Source organism: Pseudovibrio axinellae (assembly GCF_900110875.1).
Lineage (GTDB): Bacteria > Pseudomonadota > Alphaproteobacteria > Rhizobiales > Stappiaceae > Pseudovibrio > Pseudovibrio axinellae.
Window position 1 is genome coordinate 102,407 of record NZ_FOFM01000004.1, and the last position, 19,052, is coordinate 121,458.

Below are 19,052 nucleotides of genomic sequence, written 5' to 3' on the forward strand. Positions count from 1 at the left end.
GGGCGTACCATGACAGATAGTCACTATGAAGAAACATGGGTGCAAGGTGAGAGTGAACGGCTTGGTTTCCAGTATCCTGGCGTTATAGATCTGAGTTGGAAAAAGAGGTTGCTGGGACCTTTGCTTTGCTTGGTGACCGCTCTTTATCTGGGCGTCTGCTATTTCGCCTTTGATGTTTCCGGGGTAGTTGAAAGAGCGCGCGGGGATATGGCGCAACTGTTTGCGTTGGATGCCTATGCGCACAAGATTCATGCAACCTATCAGTTTAAAAAGCCTGACCAGGGGTTTGTCGTTAGCTTGGAGGGAAGTAAACGAGCGATCTATAAGGAGCACCCCGCCTGGATTGAAGGGAACGGAGCTCACAGTTTAATCTCCTTGGGCAGCGATGGTATACTTCAATTCAACGGCGATACGGTGACATACCGACACCCTGAATTTGAGCAGGCGTTTATCTTCAAAGTTGGCGAAGGCGCACCTGAGTTTATTGCAGGTGCACCCCCAGCCTGGCTGAAGGTTTCAAAGACGCAAGTCAACGCCCGCCCATCGTTGTTCACGAGGATCTGGATCACGAAGAGTAAAGTTGAGGCGCAACGTTATTTCGCTGGCTGGGAGAATTTCTGGTTTGATTTTGACAGTGAGTTAAATGGCGTGAGTGCTCGTGAGCTGCTGAAGATCGCATTTTCTAGCGAAAGGCTTGATCCTGACATCTCCAATGTTCGTTTCATTCTTTCTGAGTTTTGGACGAACAGCGAGTGGCAGCATGGTGAGGTTTACTTTGCGCTTTTTCAGACATTGATTATGGCTGTGGTGGGTACTTTGATTGCTGGCATTCTGGCTCTGCCACTTGCATTTGCGGCTGCTGCTAATGTCAATCCACTTGCTGTGGCCAGAACAGGGTTGCGGCGCTTCTTTGACTTCCTTCGCGGCGTCGATATGCTCATCTGGTCGCTTATCTTTATCCGCGCCTTTGGCCTTGGTCCGCTCTCTGGTATTTTTGCGATATTCTTCACCGACACAGGTACGTTCGGAAAGCTGTTTTCTGAGGCAATTGAGAATGCTGATAAGAAACAAGCTGAAGGTGTGCAGGCAACAGGCGCCTCTGCGGTTCAAAAATATCGATTTGGTCTCTTCCCGCAGATCCTTCCGCTCTTTATCTCTCAAATGCTGTATTACCTTGAGAGCAATACACGTAGCGCAACGGTGATTGGAGCCCTGGGGGCAGGGGGGATTGGCTTAAAGCTGATTGAAACCATGCGCACGAGGCAGGACTGGGAGAATACACTCTACCTTATTGCCTTGATTATCATCGTCGTTATGGTGATGGATCAATTATCAAGCTGGCTAAGGCGGAAGCTGATTGAAGGGCAAGCGTAAGTCTATTCAAAGGAAATGCTTAAAAAGGGTGGGCGTTATATCGTCCGCCCTTTTTTGCGTGAAATCTGACTTTTGCTCTGATCCTATGTGAATAAGGAGGCTATTTTCATAAGCTGCCATTCATGACTAGAAATGACATGAGGGGATTCCTCTGGTCGCTGGCTATTTGTGAATACTGCCAAGTCGTTTGTTTCGGACTGGCATGCATATATAGAGACGGTCGGCTTGCTCCTTTCATCGTCTTGCTGCGCATTGCATTATCCAAATTCACGCATTCACATCCCAATATATGCAACCTGTGCTAGGCAATCAGGCTCCTTCATGCGTGTGTTTGATCAATTTGAATGGATTTTTACTGTTTGATGAAGAGGCTATGAAGCCTTGCTTGCCTAATTCTATTGTGTGTTTGCATATTAATTTTTCGACGCGGTTTTAATCCCCAGAGCCTTCACATTGGACGTTGCGAATGCAGTGTCACCTATACCGACCTCAACGAGGTGTTTCTGACTCAGAAATGGCTTGCAATTAAGTAACAATATCAGTTGTTTAGTCCTGTTTTGAATGGCTTTAATGAATGGTGTGTTCGGTCGCATACACAACGCTGTGAAAATCATGATGTGTCAAAAAACACACACTACTTTCAAGTGGTGATGTTTCTCCCCCTTCAAACCAATAGGTTGATATTGCGATCCTGGGCCTACTCGGGCATCAATATGTCCATCGACGCGGTCGAGCCGATTGTTTGCCTTGTCAAATTTCGGATGAGCCAATCTGGTTCTCGCGTCGCAGAGAAAAGAAGGAATGTGAGCTGCTCCAAACAGGTCACGCAAATTTCTTCTTTCCATTGAGAGACATTGGAAGGTCAGGACTATGAACATTAAAACTCTTGCTCTTGCAGCATCTGCAGCTGCATTCGCAACCTCCGCACAGGCAGCGGATCTGCCTATGGCTGCTGAGCCAGTAGACTACGTAAAAGCATGTGACGCATTCGGCGCTGGTTACTTCCAGCTCCCAGGTAAAGAAACCTGCATCAAGCTCGGCGGCCGTATCCGTGCGCAGTACGTTTCTCAGGACCTGACTGATAAGTCTACTGATAACGACGCTACCTCATACGCTCGTGGTTACATTTACTTCAACTCTATGACTGCTACCGACTTCGGTACAATCAAAACTTTCGTTGAGCTGGAATCCGAGTGGAACCAGGACGCTGAGGGAGCTGATACAAAAGCTAACGACGTCTGGATCCAGTTGGGCACAGGTTACGGTTCTTTCCTGTTTGGTCGTGAAGCGTCCGCCTTCGACGCCTTTACCGGTTACACTTGGATTGGCCCAGTTGGCAATGCATACTCCGACACGTCAACCCTGCAGGCTTCCTTCACTGCTGACCTTGGCAATGGCCTAACTGCAACCGCTTCCGTTGAAGATTCTGCATACCGTGCTGGCGATAACGATGCTGTTGACTTTGTTGGTGCATTGAACCTGTCCCAGGGTTGGGGTTCTTTCAAGCTCGCAGCTGCTGCGCATAACACTGCAAACAGCGAAGACTACGGCTACGCTGTAGGCGCAACTGCGATCTTCAACCTGGACATGGTTAAAGAAGGCACTGAAGTTACCTTCCAGGCACAGTACGCTGACGATGCAGGAAACTACATCGGTATTGACACTGATGAAGATGACGTGGATGCAGTTCGCGGTTACAGCTTGTCCGCAGGTCTTGAAACTGCTCTGACCGATAAAGTATCTGCACAGCTTGACCTGTCTTACATGGACATTGAGTCAACTGTATCTGGTTCTGACGAAGATGAGCAGACATACGCTGTAAACGGTTCTGTTGTTTACTCCCCAGTAGAAGGCCTCGGCTTGGCTCTCGCAGCTGGCTGGTCTGACGGTGAAGAAGACGGTGTTGACAAGGACGACGAAGTTAAAGTTGGCGCACGTGTACAGTACACCTTCTAATTTGGTGTAAGAATTCGATAGCTTAACGCTATCAAGTTCAAAAGAACCCCGGTGACTTCGGTTGCCGGGATTTTTTGTGTTCGCGAATGTGCATTTCGTGCGGTGCGAACAGGGTTGCGTTTGATGTTTTTGTGTTATGCAGCCGTGGTCTACTCTTCAAGTTAATTAACAGCTGTCCGCTTTCAATTCCTTTAGCGGTTTCAACAAACCGTTGCCTGAGGATCTTTATAGTTCTGCGCGTCGCCGACTTCTTAGGCAGTGAGGACGTGAGGCTGGTTTGAGTGTATCGCGGTAGCCTCATAAATAAGAGGCTTGCCTGTTTCTGGATTGGGCCGTGGGGTGGATAGGTTTTTATATGCCTCCGAGTCGACCAGTTGTGTTTTTCTGCTCGCAAGCAGCTTCTTACTGATAACTTGCCTAATTCACCAATGACTTTATTCACATCTGCTCAATTTGCGCAGAGAACTTTGATCTATTCAATGTTGCATAAACGCTTGAGCCGGTCACTGATGAGAAGATTTCCAGGAAAATCATCTAACTAATTGAATATATTGAGTAATATTTCTGACTGCACACTGCTCTGTTTTGATGAGTATGCGGGTATCTGCTTGATTAGGGCAGCTTTCGCAGCTTCAAGGGCACTTGTTTGGCTGAGTTTAGCTGTTGTAAAAAAAACACATGTGATTTGACTGGGTAGAAACGAGCAAGGTAGAGAGCATTAATAGGCTTGCCTAATACTCCCGATATTGTAATTTCTCCTCACGAACCTTCAGGGGGCTGTTGTTCAGTAGGTATCTGAACAGGAGCGGAGGGTTCAAGGGGACAGCGCCGAACACGTTTGATGAAGGTTTTATGACCAGAAATTGCGGTTTGGTGTTTTGTTTAAAATAAAGTTTAAAATCCTAATTATGGGAAGCTTGTGATGAACTTCAAGAAAATCGCTCTCGCAGCAGCCGCTGCTGCAGCTGCAACTCCAGCAATGGCAGCGGATCTGCCAGTTGTTGCAGAACCAGTGAACTACGTTGAAGCCTGTAGCGCATATGGCGACGGCTACTTCAAACTCCCAGGTCAGGACACCTGTATCCGCGTACACGGTCGTATTCGTACAAACTTTGTTTCCCATGACCTTAATGATGGTTTGGGGGATGTGACGAACCAGGATGAGGTTGATGCAGACCTTACTGGTGAGACTGAAGCCGAAACCAACGACTACAGTGCATACGCTCGTGGATACCTCTACTTTGAATCCATGACTACAACTGAGTTCGCGACAATCGAAACCTACACCGCGTTCTTGGCTAACCACGACCAAGATGGTAACGACACAGTCATCATTGATGACGTGTACCTTCAACTTGGCTTCAACTCCGGTTCTCTTCTGATTGGTGACACTCTTTCCCAGTTCGATAGCTTCACTGGATACACCTGGATTGCTCCAGTTTCAGAGAACTTCTCGGAACAATACCCGTTGTTGATCGCATACACTGCTGATCTTGGTAATGGCCTGTCCCTGACTGGTTCCTTGGAAGATTCCACGGAGCGTGGTGGTGCAAACAACCGTGCAGATTTCGTAGGTGCACTCTCAGTCTCACAGGGTTGGGGTAACGCGAAGTTTTCTGCTGCAGCGCATGCGTATGATGGCGACGATTACGGTTATGCACTTAGCGGTAGTGTAACAATCACTGCTATGGAAGGCATTGAAGCTACATTCCAGGCACAGTACGCAAACCGTGCGATTGACTACATTGGTGGTGCAGCGAATTCTGGCTTTACCGACGCTGGTGATGTTTCTGGCTTCAACATCGGTGGTGGTTTCCAGGGCGACCTGTCCGATACCGTTTCTGCGCAGCTGGACTGGTCATACTTGTCTCTTGATCAAGGTAGTGCCGATTACGATCGTACAGCAATAGACGCTTCACTGGTGTACTCACCAGTTGCTGGCCTTGCATTTGCAGTTGCTGCCGGATGGGCTGACGACTCCAACGACAATGACGAAGCCAAAGTTGGTGCTCGCATTCAGTACACATTCTAATCTAGGTTAGAATGAAGGTTCCGGCGGCATCGTCGCCGGAACTATTTTTTGTGAATAAATTCTTGATGTGATGCTCGCCACACAATTTTGACATTGAGTGTTGTATAAAGGCATCAGATCAAGGAATTATCGGTTTCGATTTATAGTTTTACTAAATATACTCTTCCTGAATGAAGTTCATTCCTGACCTTCTTTCAGTCTCTCAGGCCCGGCGGTTCCAACCCGTCGGGCTTTTCATTTTGGTGCCGGGCACTGCTGCGATGAACGCGACATATTCAGCCCTCGTTTCATGGGTTAGTTTAACGGTTTGCTCGCCCCGCATGTGGTGGAATCTATATCTCACTCCAAATTTTGATTGAGTATTTAAGCGATTTTCCGTTCCAAACTGTAATATTTTGGCCAGTTGAAATGCTTCCTGCTTTCGGTTGGGTGATAAAATCCTGCCTAATACATAGTAATTGCGGAAAATGAACCATGGCGTAATTGTCTAGTTGCACAGGGGTAGTTAATGCAGCTGATAATATTCTCTGCATTTGTGGTTTTTGACTACTCCGAGTGACGGATGGAGGTTCGATACCATGATGAATAAGCTGATATTCCTGCCAGTCTTGCTGTCATTCGGAGTTGCAGCACAGGCGACAGATCTACCTAAACCTGTTTTTGATAGTGAAGCTGAACCACTTAACCTGGTGGAACCGATGGACTATGTTCAGGTTTGTGATGCCTATGGGGAAGGGTATTTTTATATTCCAGGAACGCAAACCTGCCTGCGCTTGAGTGGCAGAGTGCGAACAGAAGCTCAGTATCGTCGGTTTCCCGATAAACCTACTATGTGGGGCGGTGTACCGAACACAGAGGCTTCCGGCCGCGATTTGAATTCTATGCGATTTCGTGCCCGTTCCTACATTCGTATGGACGCAAGGTCGGAGACTGAGTTTGGGTTTGTGCGGGCGTTCTCAGAGTTAAGGGCAACTGTTGATTCTGACAGTGAGCGGTATGGCGATTCTCCGGTCATGGATTTGGATAAGGCCTATATCCAATTTGGCGGCTTTACTGTTGGGCGCACGGGATCGCTGTTTGACTTCTTTACAGGTGCCACATTCGGTTCAGTGCACCGGGACTGGTCAGATGCCAATTCCTGGACTGCCGCTTATACCGAAGTGTTTGATGATGGGTTATCTGTGACGGTTTCCCTTGAAGATCCGGTGTACCGGGCTCACGGTGTCTTTACCGAGGTGGGCGGAGAAAATGGGCAGGCGGGTAATAAGATCCCCGATGTTGTTGCCGCCTTTCGCTTGGATGGTGAGTGGGGGAGTGCAAAAGTTGCTGGTGCAGTGACGAACATTCGTCCTGAGGCTGCTTATGCTTCAGGTGAAGTTGGTTGGGCTTTGGGAGCAGGTGCAATTATTTACCTCCCGCAAATGGGTAGTCAAGATGCCATGGCCCTACAATTTCAGTACGGAAATGGGGCGGTTTCATATGCAGGCATTGATGATGATGAAGTTTTTGATGCCTACTACATCAATGGCGATACACGTAAAACCAACGCACTTTCGTTTTCCGGTGGGCTTACGCATTATGTAACGCCTGAGGTTAGAACAGACTTTGATGCAAGTTACGCGGTTGTTGATACGCCAACGGGAGCTGCCTTGCCTGATTTTGATCGCCTTGCTCTAGATTGGGATCTGGTTTGGTCGCCTGTGAGCGGTATGGAGATGGGCGTTGATCTTGGTTATGCGCGCACATCACCTGAAGGTGTAAAGGATTTTGATGAGGCCAGCGCGCTTTTCCGGGTTCAAAAGACATTTTGATTTGTTTTTCTTGAAGAACTTGGGAGTTGGATTTTCGGATCCAGCTCTTTTTTTTGGTGATTCACTTGGGATTGTGCGTATGAATGAAGTCCAAAATTCCTTGCTGCGTGGGATGATCCCAGAGTAAGGGAGCGTGACCTTGATCCGGGATGCTCATAAGTTCCATGTTTTGGTGTTGTTCTTGCATCTTTTTCACGGTGTTGGCTGAGAGCAATCCTGAATTTTCTCCGCGGAGAAGGAGGTGCGGGATTTCTTTGAGTGCGTTGAAAGAGTGCCAGAGGTCAGCGTCCGGTGTCGCGCCGTTTTGGCTGAGAATAGCATCTCCCAGGTGTTTGTCATAACGCAGATTCACCCCGTTGATTCCAGGTGCATATAGCTGATTTGCAAAGGTAATCCAGTTTGCGTCAGACATGCGTGTGAAAGCCTGACCATGCACGGATGCAAGGTGAACGGCAGCAGCTTTCATGTTGGGTTGAGACATGGTGGTCCCTACGGATTTGGTGATATTTTTTAGGGCGACTTCCCCGATTTGCGGGCCTATATCGTTTATGATGACGGATGAAAGACGTTCAGGGTTGCGCAGGGCCATTGAAAAAGCGTGGAGTCCCCCGCGGGAGGTGCCTAACAGTGAAAACCGTTTAAGGCCGAGCGCATGGATGCCGCGGTCTATGTCATTTGCTTCCTGATCCAAATTGTAGGTTAGGAAATCATCTGCATACTCTGAGCGGCCACGGCCACGATAATCCATGGCAATTACACGAAGCCCGTTTTCCTTCAAAAAATGAGCTAGGTAATAGAAGTCACTTGTATTTCTCGTAAGGCCTGGCAGGCAAAGGACGGTTGGTTTGTTTGGGTCTTCGTTCTGCCATATATGCGCTGATAGAGTGAGCCCATCACTTGCCTGCCATGTAATACGCTGCGTACCGGTCAGGTTTTGTAGGTTGAGATCTATGTCCTCAAGGGTTTCAAACATCAATTTCTCCCAGTGTTCAAATAACCAGATTTTGCTCAATGTTGGGTATGCGAGCGGGTTCGAGGTTTCTGACTGAGAGAGTTTTGCCGTGTGGTTTAACGCAAACAAAGTGAATGCGGACAAGGTTTCCAGCTTAGTCTGGAGGACTCAGTGCATTTATTGGGTTCACCATAGGGCAGGTTTTTGCGTGTGTCTTGTCAAACTTACGAGAGGTTCTGCTTTTGGGATGTGTCTGAAGCTCTCATACTTCAAACAAAAAGCCTGGCAAAACTACTGGGCTTTTGTTTTTGATAGTACTTTAGGGAGGATCAATAACCGCGTGTCAGATCTTGTGTGATCGTCAAAGGTGTGTTTTCAAGTTTGTAGCGATAGACCTGAAGGTTTTCTGTGATGCGTTGCACGTAGTTTCGTGTTTCGCCGTAAGGTATTGATTCTACCCAGTCAATTGGATCTATGTTGGGATTGCGTGGGTCTCCGAACCGTTCAATCCACTCTTTCACCTTGTTCTTTCCAGCATTGTATGCGGCAAAGGTGAGTATGTAGGAGCCGCCGAATTCATTAACCAATTCGCCTAGCACTGCCGCGCCGAGTGTTGCGTTATATGCTGGGTCGGACGTGAGGCGAGACTTCTTGTAGGCAACACCCAGGTTGTGGGCCGTTTCTTTTGCAGTGCCCGGCATCAACTGAAGTAACCCTAGTGCGCCAGCGCTGCTGCGTGCTTTTGGGTTAAATGAGCTCTCTTGTCGCGCAATTGCGTAAACTACTGGCTTTTCTACGCCTTTTGTTATGCGTGTTTTGCGCGGAATTGCGTTGGTTGGGTAGGCAAGGGGGGCAGCTTCAGCTCGTTCTGCCTGCGCTAAACGTCCAACCATTGTTGACCACTGATAGACGCCACGCGTCTCAGCAAGCTCGGTTAAGAGGCGGATTTGTCCGTTGGTTGGAAGGGTGCGTGCCAGATGCGTATAAAACAACAGTGTATCATTGTGCATTCCAGCTTCGTCGAGCCGCTTGATCGCCTGGACAAGCTCGTTGTCGTTGAATGAGGCACGATCACTTGCTGTGACTTGCGGGAGTCCAGCCAGAGGCATTTGATTGATGCCGAGCTTGGCGAGCGCGAGCTGGCCGTAATAGGAAGTCTGGAACGCGCCAGCTTGCTGGTAGAAGGCAATTGCGTTTTTTGTATCCTGCTGCGCTTCACGGGTGCGGCCAAGCCAGTAATAGGCGCGCGAGAGGGTCTGCGCTGTTTTGCCAAGCTTCGCTATTTTTTGGAAGTGTGGTTCTGCAAGTTTTGGATCATTCAAATGACGCAGTGCGAACCAGCCAGCGTGGAACTCTGCTTCTACGATCATCCCGGGAGATTCTGCTGCGTGATTTGCAGCAATGGTGTAGGCGAGACGTTTCTTGCCTGCCTCTATCATTTCACGTGAGATGTCGCGGCGCTGTTTCCACCAGCCGTCGCGGTTCAAAAGCTGTGACGGGTCGGTGGGTGCAGCCTGCATTAGTTTTGCAGCCGTTTGGTAATCGCCTTTCAGGCGGTAATGCTGAATCAGAGCAAACTGGTAGTTGCTGTCTGATTTCATTGAGCGCGGCACGCTTTTCAGTTTACTCAACGCGTTGTCGCGGTCACGGATGCTGGCGATGCGTGCTTTGATGTAGGCTTGTTCATCCCGCGACAATTCAGAGAGCAGGCGTTCTGCCCCTCGTGCTCGATCGCGATACAAGAGCATTTCAGCACGAAGACGGTGATCTTTTTGCCTTAGGACCTTGCCGAATGTTGAACGAACCTGAGCTTCGACCTTGTCCTCAAAAACTGTTTTTTGCCAAAGTGGGCGAATGATGTCTGCGGCTTGACTGCGATTACCCTGCTTTAAATGGGCTTTTGCGAGAGCTAGCTTGCCGTCAGTTGTTTCGGGCAGAGATTTGCCAAATGCTCCGATTATTTGTGCCGGGCTTAAGTTGGAGGCTGCAAGCACTGCTTCTCCACGTGCCCGCACGACTTTTGCCGTGGGCCAGTGGGGGGCGTCAGCGGCGAACTGAGCGATATGTGTAACAGGTGTTTGTGGACCACCGCGCAACATGATGAACCAATCGGCAAGTCGGCGATCAAGGTTATCTGGCAGTGCATTTCTGGCGCGAAGGGCTTCGTTCAACCGTCCGGATTTGACGTGTTGAAGCACTGTTTTGAGCGGTTCGACTGAGCCGGTTGCATGAGCTGTGCTCAACCCCTGTGGAAAAGCGTTGGCGACGGCAGCAGTTTTGCTTAGTGCATTTTGCGAGTTGGGTGCGCGAGCCGAAATTGGGTTTGCTCCCTGAACAGGGGCGCTTGCAGGGGCATAGCTGGATAGCTGTGTTCTTGGACCACCATCAAATCCTTGTTTTGTAACAGAGGGTTTGGAGCGCGGCATGGCCATAAGCCGTGCGCTTGGAGAGGTGGCTTGTTGTGGAGACAGCGCAACTGTACGCACAACTTTGGCCGGGTTTGGAGCTGGAATAATGCTGTTATTTAAAGATGTTACAGCAGCAAACCCAGTTGCGGAAATCGTGGTGCCAATGGCAAACGCACTGACCCGTGTCGATACAAGAAGAAACTCGCGGATACGCATACTACTCGTTGGCCCGTCTCACCTAAGTGTCGATTATCCGGTAAAACGCACCGGATGGTTTAATTCCCAAAAGTCCCTTATTGTGCTTGCCACAAACAGGGTAAATATCTGTTTAATGCTCGGCCTTAGGGCACGTATTATTCACTGTTGAAGTTGTCCTAAATATGAGCACACAAAAATTCCCGAATCTTATAAGAGAAAGTCTTGGTGATGTTGCCGAGATAGGCTAGATCGTTTTATTGTATGCCTCCCGTTTGAGCGGAGTGGTAATATTTGCTCTATATATATGTAATCCAACGAGGAACCTGAGATGTTTAAAGGATCAATTCCAGCACTTGTCACCCCTTTCAAGGATGGCAAAGTGGATGAGAAGGCCTTCCAGGAATTCGTGGATTGGCAGATAAAACAGGGCTCCCATGGGCTTGTGCCTGTGGGAACAACCGGAGAAAGCCCGACTTTGACGTTTGCTGAGCATAAGCGTGTTGTTCAGATGGCTGTTGAAGTCTCCGCTGGCCGTGTCCCGGTTATGGCGGGTGCTGGATCCAACAACCCGGTTGAAGCTATTGAATTTGCACAGCATGCTCAGGAAGTAGGGGCAGATGCGATTTTGTCTGTTACGCCCTACTACAACAAGCCTAACCAGGCTGGTTTGAAAGCGCATTTTACTGCAATTGCGAAGTCCGTCGACTTGCCAATTTTCATCTACAATATTCCTGGGCGCTCAGTTATTGATATGCAGAGCGAGACCATGGCTGAATTGTTCAACGAAGTTGACAATATTGTGGGTGTAAAGGATGCAACGGCGAACCTTGCTCGTGCATCTGAGCAACGCCACCTTTGTGGTCCTGATTTTATCCAGCTGTCTGGTGAGGATATCACAGCGCTTGGCTTTATGGCCCACGGTGGTAAGGGCTGCATTTCTGTAACTGCAAATATTGCACCAGCTTTATGCGCGCAGTTCCAGGAAGCTTGTATGTCTGGCGACTTTTCAACAGCGCTATCCATTCAGGATCGTTTGTCCCCACTGCATGAAGCTTTGTTCATTGAACCAAACCCAACAGGGCCTAAATATGCATTGTCCTTGCTCGGTAAAATGGAAAATGAACTGCGGGTGCCTTTGGTCACAGTCAGTGAACAAACGCAGGAAACCATTCGCAAGGCTATGGTCCATGCAGGCCTGATCAATTAATCTACCTGTTCCGCGTGGGCGCTGCAGTGCGCGCGGAACAACTTTAAAATGTATAAGGATAAGAAATGGCTGCCAAAAAAGGTGGCGTTCCCGGGCGCAAGGTTGTTGCGGATAACCGGAAGGCCCGTTTCAACTATGAAATTGAAGATGTTTTTGAAGCTGGTATTGAGCTGAGGGGAACTGAGGTTAAGTCTCTTCGCCAAGGCAAAAGCAATATTGGTGAAAGCTATGCTGCGGAATACCAGGGTGAGATGATGGTCTACAACGTCTACATTCCTGAATATACGCAGGGCAACCGCTTCAATCATGAACCGCGTCGCCCGCGGAAGTTACTTATGCATCGCCGCCAGTTGAACAAACTTTTCTCTGCTGTTCAAAAAGATGGCAAGACCATTGTTCCGTTGAGAGTTTATTTCAATGAGGATGGACGGGCGAAGATGGAAGTGGCTTTGGCTCGTGGTAAGAAAGATCATGACAAGCGCCAAACGGAGAAGACCCGTGACTGGAACCGCGAAAAGCAGCGGTTGATGAAGAACCGGGACTGATCCGGTTTGTGGAAGTAGTCGGAGTGTGTTGATGAAGGTTGTTGTTGCTTCCCAAAATCCAGTGAAAGTGAACGCGACACTTGAAGCGTTTCAGGCGCAGTTTCCGGCTGACGAGATTGAACTGATCTCGCAAGATGTCCTCTCCGGCGTTTCTGATCAGCCTATGAGTGATGAAGAAACGCGGAAAGGTGCTATGACACGCGCCGAAAACGCACTGGGCGCTCATACTGATGCTGACTTTGGTGTTGGGCTGGAAGGCGGCATTTGCGAAGTGAGCGGGATAGCCTACACATTTGCCTGGATGGCTGTCCTTTCCCGTGAGGGGCAGATTTCAGCTAACCGGTCCATGTTGTTGCCGCTTCCCGATAAAGTGATGGCGTTGGTGCGCTCTGGTGTCGAGCTTGGTCATGCACTCGATGAGATTTTCGGAACGCAGAATATCAAACAAAAGGGTGGAGCCTTCGGGCTGCTCAGCGGAGGGCGTCTAACGCGCACTTCAATCTATGTTGATACCTTATTTTGCGCTCTTCTCCCGTTTCGGTCTCCCGCTTTTATGTAGCTCGAGCCCATCTGGTTGAGTGAACAACATGTTCGGCTGATCTTCGGTGATCCCAGTATGATTGAGCAGTAAAGACAACTTGAATTCCACCGTTTTCCGGACAATCGAACATACTGACTTTGATAGCTTCAAGAGGTGGGAATAAGCACCAAATGGGGCAAGTGCAGGGACGCGTATAAAACGGCTTTATGAGCCAAGCGCATTGTTGAGCAACTTTGCATAGGAGCTTGGGCTGATGCCAACGTTGCCTAAGATGTGGAGGCTGGAAAGAAAAGTAGCGGGTTCACAGGAAGCCAAACGCCGTCAGTAGGCCGTTGCTGGCGAACTCACGCGGCTGCGCAAGGATAATAAGCGTTTGTAAGAAAACAAGATCTTACAAAAGGCCTCTGCTTTTTTCGACGCAAGGAAGCGGAAACAATCCAGGTCAAGCATATTTCATTAGCACCCGCGCCAAAGGCTGCATGGCTTGAACACTATGCCGTCTTTTCGACGTCTCCCATAGCTGGTTATACAGATGCAAATTGCAGAATCCTGAGCGCTTGACCCGGGCCGCCCGCAATGAAAACCACAGGTGGTTCTCAGCCAAACGGCGGCTGGTTCCTTTTCCACCAATCGCGCATGGCATAAAAGACGCTCTCTAGGTCTTGTGCCAACGGTGTGGCGCTATATTCAACTCGTGGTGGAACCTCAGCATAGATTTGGCGTGTGACCAGCCCGTCGCGTTCAAGCGCTCTTAGTTGGTTGGTAAGCATAGTCTGGGTAACGCCGTCAAGCTGACGCTTTAGCTCCCCGAACCGCTGGGTTCCATTGAAGATCAGAATTTGCAGGATGATAAGTTTCCATTTCCCTCCGATCAGAGTGACTATGTCTGGCATGGGACAGGGCAATTGACACATACCTGCAGCAGTCGCGGGTATCGGTGATGATATTCTATTTTCAGTCATCTTTGCTTTCTAACTCCATTAGTATCAAAAACGATACTACCCCAAAAAAAACTGCCTACTTGTGCATTGATACCAGTCGGTTAGGTTCCTGGCAATCATCGCGATTGAGCGTTGATAGGACCGGAGTTTGTTCCGGTGAGATGATTAGAGAGCGTAGACATGAACACTATCGATTTGGACATTGCGAACCGCGTTGAATGCATTCTAGAGACTTGGGGTACTACCGGGAATGGCATGCCGAGTGAAAAGACCTGGCAGATAATCGCAGGTACTTCACAAGACCAGCGGTTGACATTGGTAAACTTCTTCAAGTTTAGAGACCGTGCAGCCTATCCGGCGTCGTACACGGAAGGCGATACGGATATCAGCGGCGAAGAGGCATTTCAGCGTTATGCAAAAATCAGCATGCCCAGCCTCGAGCAAGTTGGCGGACGCTTCTTGATGGTGGCACCATTTTGTAAAACCTTCATCGGTGCGGATCAGGATTGGGATCTTGTCGCAATCGGCAGCTACCCCAGCCAGACAGCCTTGTTAGCGCTCTTTGAACTTGAAGAATATCGCAAGGCATATGTTCACCGCGTTGCCGCGTGTGCCGAACAAACGGTCTCCCTTTGTCTTGGGTGACGCATATTACAATCTAAAAGCGATGAGCTATTATACTGATCCATATCCGGAGGCACCGAAGTAATTTCAGCATTCTTGTGGCGTAAATAGTTCGTAGATTTCGCCACGAGCCTATATCAGGTGCTATCTCAATTGGGTTTCGGCGGGCGAGTAGGCCGGCAGGAACAGGAACCAGCACTGATGACGTTTGAGCGCGCGGCCGATCTGGCGACTTTGTAGGTAGAAAGGTTGTCCAGTATGACAACGGTGTATGGTGGCAGTTGCGGAGCACGCTGGGTCTCAATGTGGGTTGTGAAGGCCTCTTCATTTATTGGCTTTCCAATTACCACGGCTTGATCATTTCGTTTTAGGAAAGCTTGGCACTGAAGGTTTGCTCTTCCAGAATGCAAACCTAGGCTTGTCAAAGGCGCGTCTCCTTTTGGGGAGTGCGCCTATTTGAGCGTTAGATTGGTTTGAACGTGGTCCCGTCAATGTTTCCAAGCCTTGGAGGTATTCGCTGTATGACGGGATGACGCTGCTCAATCCGCTTTAGCCCTAGCTCGAACAAATCTGATTGGGTGAGAAACACTTCATTTTTTCAAATGGATTTTTTGCAATCAGATTTTAGTTTTTCGAGTTTGCACCTTTCACGCCTCTCCCGGTACTTCAGATCAAATGAGAGCATCAGTGTCGGGTTCTATTTGGTGTTTGTACGCGGTGAAACGACCGGAAAGGCCAGCATACTGGTGCTATCTGGTTAGCCATAAAAGAAAAGGCCCGGATAATGCCGGGCCTTTTGTGTTTTTAGATAGAGTTGCCGCCGAACTTGTTGGTTCTTGGGAAGCCATTTGGAGGCAAGCGTCCTGCTTGTCCTCGGTCTCCGCGCCAATCCTGCAATTCATCGAGTGTGCGTTTGAAAACGCGACCAGATGCATCAAGCCATGTCAGTCCTTCTTTTGAATCGAAGGTCTTAATGTCTGAAATGCCGCCATCTCTATAACGCTGAAGGCGCACGCCCCGGCCTCTGGTCATGACGGCGATCTGTGAGAGCGGGAAGGTGAGCAGCTTCCTGTTTAAGCCGATCACAGCTACATAATCTCCGTTCACCGGTACGCACAGTGTTGCTTTGGCGGGTGCTGTTACATTGAGCACCTGCTTGCCCTTTCGGGTTGTAGCAGTCACATCTTTTTCATGCACCACGAAGCCACGCGCTTCATCGGTAGAAATCAGCAGCTTACGTTCTGGGTCGTGCACAAAGGCGCTTACAACTTCCTGTGTTTCGTCCATATCCAGCATCAACCGGATCGGCTCGCCATGGCCACGGCCACCTGGTAGCTTATCAGCGCCGAGGGTATAGAACTTGCCGCCACTGGTGAAGATCAGGACTTTGCTGGTGGTTTCTGCATGGAAGGACATATGCAGCTGATCACCCTGCTTGAAGGTGAGGTTGGTGACGTCTTGTACATGCCCTTTTAGGGTTCTGATCCAACCTTTTTCTGAGATTACAACCGTGATCGGTTCTTTCTCAATCATAGCTTGGTGGATCTCTTCCAGATCATGGTCAGTTGCAGTGCTGAAGTCTGTTCTGCGCGCGCCGATTTCCGTTTCAGGGCCATAGGCTTTGCCGATCTCGCCTACTTGCTTGGAAACGCGGTTCCACAGTTTCTTTTCGGAGGAGAGGAGGGCTTCGAGGCCTGCTTTTTCCTTGGAGAGTTTGTCGTGTTCTTTCTTGATCTCGAACTCTTCGAGCTTGCGCAAGGAGCGCAGGCGCATGTTCAAGATAGCTTCCGCCTGAACGTCTGTCAGCTCAAACGCCTGAATGAGAGACGCCTTCGCATCATCTTCTTCGCGAATGATGCGGATGACTTCATCAATGTTCAGGTAGGCAACCAGATAGCCTTCCAGAACTTCCAGACGGTGGTTGATCTGATCAAGGCGGTGATTGGAGCGGCGGACCAGTACGTCTTTTTGGTGCTCAAGCCATTCCTGAAGAACTTCCTTCAGGTTCATGACCTTGGGGACGACACCTTTGGACAAAACGTTCAAGTTCAGAGAGAATCTGTTTTCCAGATCCGTCAGCTTGAACAGGGAGGCCATGAGAAGTTCAGGGTCAACGTTCTTGTTGCGCGGAACCAGAACCACGCGCACATCTTCAGCGGATTCATCGCGAATATCATCCAGCAGCGGCAGTTTGCGTGCCATGAGGAGTTCTGCGATTTTTTCGATCAGACGGGACTTTTGAACGACATATGGAATTTCGGTAACAACAATGTTGTAGGTACCGCGTGGGCCTTCTTCCTTGTGCCACTTGGCCCGGGTGCGGAAGCTGCCACGACCCGTTTTATAGGCTTCAAGGATAGAGCCTTTGTCGTTGACGATCGTACCGCCAGTTGGGAAGTCTGGTCCTTTGATGAATTCCAAGAGGTCTTCAACTTCGGCATCTGGATGTGTGATGAGGTGCTGGCTGGCGTTGCACAGTTCGTAAGCATTGTGTGGCGGTATGGAGGTTGCCATGCCAACGGCAATACCTGTTGACCCGTTTGCCAGCAGGTTAGGGAAGCACCCCGGCAGGACGACCGGCTCGGAATCCAGCCCGTCATAGGTTTCGCGGAAGTCGACAGCATTCTCGTTCAGCCCATCGAGAATGCGCGTGGCAACATCAGTCATGCGCGCTTCAGTGTAACGCATTGCCGCTGCACTATCACCGTCGATGTTACCGAAGTTGCCTTGCCCGTCTACCATCGGATAGCGGACCGAAAAATCCTGTGCAAGGCGGACAAGAGCGTCGTAAATAGCCCCATCACCGTGAGGGTGATATTTACCCATAACATCGCCGACAACACGCGCACATTTCTTGAAGCCCTGATTAGGATCGAGCTTGAGAAGGCGCATTCCGTATAAGATGCGGCGGTGTACGGGCTTGAGGCCATCGCGAACATCTGGAAGTGCGCGGTGCATGATGGTTGTCAGAGCGTAGCTGAGGTAACGCTCTTCCAGTGCATCTTTAAGATTGATTGTTTCTGGGCCATCATGGCCAATCACTTCTTGTCCCATGACACTTGGTTATCGTTCTTGGCTTGTTCTTGCAATGGCGAGGCCACGCTCTGCTCATGAAATCCTCAGAAAACAGCGCTTTTTAAAGCTGAAAAGCTGTTTGGTGAGCTTGTGTTTTGCGACTCACTATATGGATTACATAAATCGACGCAAACAACCTGTGATAGCAAGAGTTTCAGGATGGTATGGACACTAATCGAATTTTCAGCATTCGCTTAAGAAGGACTGATTAATGCTGAGCTAGTCTAAGGGATGCAGATGGCAGGAAATTGACACAGCTTGGGAGGAAAGACATTGAGTTACAGAAGGTCTCTCTTTTTATTTGCCGTCATTGCTTTGTTCAGCGTTGGTCAAGAATACACAAGCGCGTTTGCTTGTTCTGGAGCGTCTGCAACAGAACGTAGTTCTCAGCAACGCGTTGAAGATGGTGAGCGGGCAGGTGGAGAGCGCGTTGTTTTGGGGGAGCGGCCAAGCTTGTATCAGCCGCCTCCAGAAGATCAGCACCCTTATGTGCCGCTGCCTGAGAAGCGCTATATACCGCTTGCCGGTGATAGCACAGGGCCGGTGATCATTCTGCCTGGCGGGAACGGCCCGCAGCGCGATTAACGCTTACACGGCCCTACTGGTCATTGAGAGCAGGGGAGGCTTATTTTGACAGCTCTGCAAGGTCTTTCTTGAGCGCTGTCATGTAGTTGTCTCTCGCATCTGGCCATGAGATGTTGCGCGGTTCGTATATATATTTGAACAGGAAATACCCGGTCAGCGTGAAACCAGCTTCCATGTCTTTGGAGGAGATTTGGTTTGACGTTGCCAAGCGTGACTGGGGGGCTTTCATGAAATCCGGCAGTTTCAAGAGTTTGTCTGCATAGGGTAAGCCTGCCGCCTTGCTCACGGCGCGGCCAGACTTGGGAGAGACCCAGATGAGTTCGTCGGTTTCTCCTGTTGCCGCGCACTGCGATAAATCCAGACCAAATCCCAACTCATTGAGCAGTTCAAGCTCAAAGCGTAAGACCAGCGCTGCGCCGATTTGTGGGTCGTCGAGGTGATCCAGAATGATATCCAGGGCATGAAACAGGCTTGGGTGTGGGTCTCGCTCTGGAAGGAGGCGAGTTTGTGCGCACAGGCTTTGCAATCCGTGAATGGATCTTGCTGTTTGCATGAGGTGTGCGGCGCGCAGCTGGAGCGGTTCTACTGTGAAGAAACCCAGATGTTCATCGAGCCTGGCACGCCATGTGAGATTGAGATGGTTGCCAAGCTGTAGGGCAGGTTGCTGGCGGCGTGATCTGCCGCCACGAACCAGACCAAGGCAGCGGCCTCTGTCTGGTGTCAGAACTTCAAGCAGGATGTTGTTTTCACCCTGCTTGCGTGTTCCGATGACGATGCCTTCTGCCTGCCACTGCATAAAATTG

At 49.6% G+C, this 19,052-nt stretch carries 14 protein-coding genes; 9 read left to right on the forward strand and 5 right to left on the reverse strand.

Going from position 1 to position 19,052, the window contains the following annotated elements; translation table 11 throughout:
* Nucleotides 1-9: 9 nt before the first annotated feature.
* The 4 genes from phnE to BMZ51_RS10860 all read left to right on the forward strand — a co-directional run bounded on the left by phnE (nt 10) and on the right by BMZ51_RS10860 (nt 7,173).
* The gene (phnE, locus tag BMZ51_RS10835; RefSeq protein WP_068008535.1) at nt 10-1,374 is read left to right on the forward strand and encodes a phosphonate ABC transporter, permease protein PhnE; all 1,365 of its coding nucleotides are present in this window, start codon (nt 10-12) and stop codon (nt 1,372-1,374) included.
* Nucleotides 1,375-2,244: 870 nt separating this feature from the next.
* Nucleotides 2,245-3,330, forward strand: a complete 1,086-nt coding sequence (locus BMZ51_RS10850; RefSeq protein ID WP_068008475.1) for a porin — start codon at nt 2,245-2,247, stop codon at nt 3,328-3,330.
* A 922-nt stretch (nt 3,331-4,252) separates the two neighbouring features.
* Nucleotides 4,253-5,362: a porin gene (locus tag BMZ51_RS10855; RefSeq protein ID WP_068008473.1), complete on the forward strand. Its 1,110-nt coding sequence runs from the start codon at nt 4,253-4,255 to the stop codon at nt 5,360-5,362.
* A 578-nt stretch (nt 5,363-5,940) separates the two neighbouring features.
* Nucleotides 5,941-7,173, forward strand: coding sequence for a porin (locus BMZ51_RS10860; RefSeq protein WP_068008470.1), 1,233 nt, complete (start codon nt 5,941-5,943; stop codon nt 7,171-7,173).
* Nucleotides 7,174-7,234: 61 nt separating this feature from the next.
* Here the strand turns inward: BMZ51_RS10860 and BMZ51_RS10865 are convergent, their stop codons facing one another.
* Nucleotides 7,235-8,146 carry an alpha/beta fold hydrolase gene (locus BMZ51_RS10865; protein ID WP_068008467.1) on the reverse strand — a complete coding sequence of 304 codons (912 nt, stop codon included), beginning with the start codon at nt 8,144-8,146 and terminating at the stop codon, nt 7,235-7,237.
* A 308-nt stretch (nt 8,147-8,454) separates the two neighbouring features.
* On the reverse strand, nt 8,455-10,749 hold the full coding sequence (locus BMZ51_RS10870) for a lytic transglycosylase domain-containing protein (RefSeq protein ID WP_068008465.1): 2,295 nt from the start codon (nt 10,747-10,749) through the stop codon (nt 8,455-8,457).
* A 310-nt stretch (nt 10,750-11,059) separates the two neighbouring features.
* Between BMZ51_RS10870 and dapA the strand changes: the two genes are divergently transcribed.
* The 3 genes from dapA (at nt 11,060) to yjjX (ending at nt 13,042) form a co-directional block, all read left to right on the forward strand.
* Complete coding sequence (gene dapA, locus BMZ51_RS10875) at nt 11,060-11,938, forward strand: 4-hydroxy-tetrahydrodipicolinate synthase (RefSeq protein ID WP_068008463.1); 879 nt, start codon at nt 11,060-11,062, stop codon at nt 11,936-11,938.
* A 65-nt stretch (nt 11,939-12,003) separates the two neighbouring features.
* On the forward strand, nt 12,004-12,483 hold the full coding sequence (gene smpB / locus BMZ51_RS10880) for an SsrA-binding protein SmpB (protein WP_068008459.1): 480 nt from the start codon (nt 12,004-12,006) through the stop codon (nt 12,481-12,483).
* Nucleotides 12,484-12,514: 31 nt separating this feature from the next.
* Nucleotides 12,515-13,042 carry an inosine/xanthosine triphosphatase gene (gene yjjX, locus BMZ51_RS10885; protein ID WP_068008457.1) on the forward strand — a complete coding sequence of 176 codons (528 nt, stop codon included), beginning with the start codon at nt 12,515-12,517 and terminating at the stop codon, nt 13,040-13,042.
* Nucleotides 13,043-13,620: 578 nt separating this feature from the next.
* Here yjjX and BMZ51_RS10890 read toward each other — a convergent pair.
* The gene (locus tag BMZ51_RS10890) at nt 13,621-13,917 is read right to left on the reverse strand and encodes a winged helix-turn-helix transcriptional regulator (protein ID WP_244271404.1); all 297 of its coding nucleotides are present in this window, start codon (nt 13,915-13,917) and stop codon (nt 13,621-13,623) included.
* 228 nt (nt 13,918-14,145) lie between these two features.
* Here BMZ51_RS10890 and BMZ51_RS10895 point away from each other — a divergent pair, with 228 nt between their 5' ends.
* Nucleotides 14,146-14,610 carry a DUF1330 domain-containing protein gene (locus tag BMZ51_RS10895; RefSeq protein ID WP_068008453.1) on the forward strand — a complete coding sequence of 155 codons (465 nt, stop codon included), beginning with the start codon at nt 14,146-14,148 and terminating at the stop codon, nt 14,608-14,610.
* 783 nt (nt 14,611-15,393) lie between these two features.
* Here the strand turns inward: BMZ51_RS10895 and parC are convergent.
* Nucleotides 15,394-17,643, reverse strand: a complete 2,250-nt coding sequence (gene parC / locus BMZ51_RS10900; RefSeq protein WP_068008450.1) for a DNA topoisomerase IV subunit A — start codon at nt 17,641-17,643, stop codon at nt 15,394-15,396.
* Between the two features lie 294 nt (nt 17,644-17,937).
* On the opposite strand from parC, the gene BMZ51_RS10905 reads away from it, so the two are divergent.
* Nucleotides 17,938-18,249, forward strand: a complete 312-nt coding sequence (locus BMZ51_RS10905; protein ID WP_068008447.1) for a hypothetical protein — start codon at nt 17,938-17,940, stop codon at nt 18,247-18,249.
* A gap of 40 nt (nt 18,250-18,289) precedes the next feature.
* On the opposite strand, the gene recO is transcribed toward BMZ51_RS10905, so the two are convergent.
* Nucleotides 18,290-19,045: a DNA repair protein RecO gene (gene recO / locus BMZ51_RS10910; protein WP_068008445.1), complete on the reverse strand. Its 756-nt coding sequence runs from the start codon at nt 19,043-19,045 to the stop codon at nt 18,290-18,292.
* Nucleotides 19,046-19,052 lie beyond the last annotated feature (7 nt).

Excerpts from the sequence above, each read along its gene's own strand:
- phnE (WP_068008535.1), top strand. The coding sequence starts at position 10 with ATGACAGATAGTCACTATGAAGAAACATGGGTGCAAGGTGAGAGTGAA.
- BMZ51_RS10850 (WP_068008475.1), top strand. The coding sequence starts at position 2,245 with ATGAACATTAAAACTCTTGCTCTTGCAGCATCTGCAGCTGCATTCGCA.
- BMZ51_RS10855 (WP_068008473.1), top strand. The coding sequence starts at position 4,253 with ATGAACTTCAAGAAAATCGCTCTCGCAGCAGCCGCTGCTGCAGCTGCA.
- BMZ51_RS10860 (WP_068008470.1), top strand. The coding sequence starts at position 5,941 with ATGATGAATAAGCTGATATTCCTGCCAGTCTTGCTGTCATTCGGAGTT.
- BMZ51_RS10865 (WP_068008467.1), bottom strand. The coding sequence starts at position 8,146 with ATGTTTGAAACCCTTGAGGACATAGATCTCAACCTACAAAACCTGACC.
- BMZ51_RS10870 (WP_068008465.1), bottom strand. The coding sequence starts at position 10,749 with ATGCGTATCCGCGAGTTTCTTCTTGTATCGACACGGGTCAGTGCGTTT.
- dapA (WP_068008463.1), top strand. The coding sequence starts at position 11,060 with ATGTTTAAAGGATCAATTCCAGCACTTGTCACCCCTTTCAAGGATGGC.
- smpB (WP_068008459.1), top strand. The coding sequence starts at position 12,004 with ATGGCTGCCAAAAAAGGTGGCGTTCCCGGGCGCAAGGTTGTTGCGGAT.
- yjjX (WP_068008457.1), top strand. The coding sequence starts at position 12,515 with ATGAAGGTTGTTGTTGCTTCCCAAAATCCAGTGAAAGTGAACGCGACA.
- BMZ51_RS10890 (WP_244271404.1), bottom strand. The coding sequence starts at position 13,917 with ATGCCAGACATAGTCACTCTGATCGGAGGGAAATGGAAACTTATCATC.
- BMZ51_RS10895 (WP_068008453.1), top strand. The coding sequence starts at position 14,146 with ATGAACACTATCGATTTGGACATTGCGAACCGCGTTGAATGCATTCTA.
- parC (WP_068008450.1), bottom strand. The coding sequence starts at position 17,643 with ATGGGACAAGAAGTGATTGGCCATGATGGCCCAGAAACAATCAATCTT.
- recO (WP_068008445.1), bottom strand. The coding sequence starts at position 19,045 with ATGCAGTGGCAGGCAGAAGGCATCGTCATCGGAACACGCAAGCAGGGT.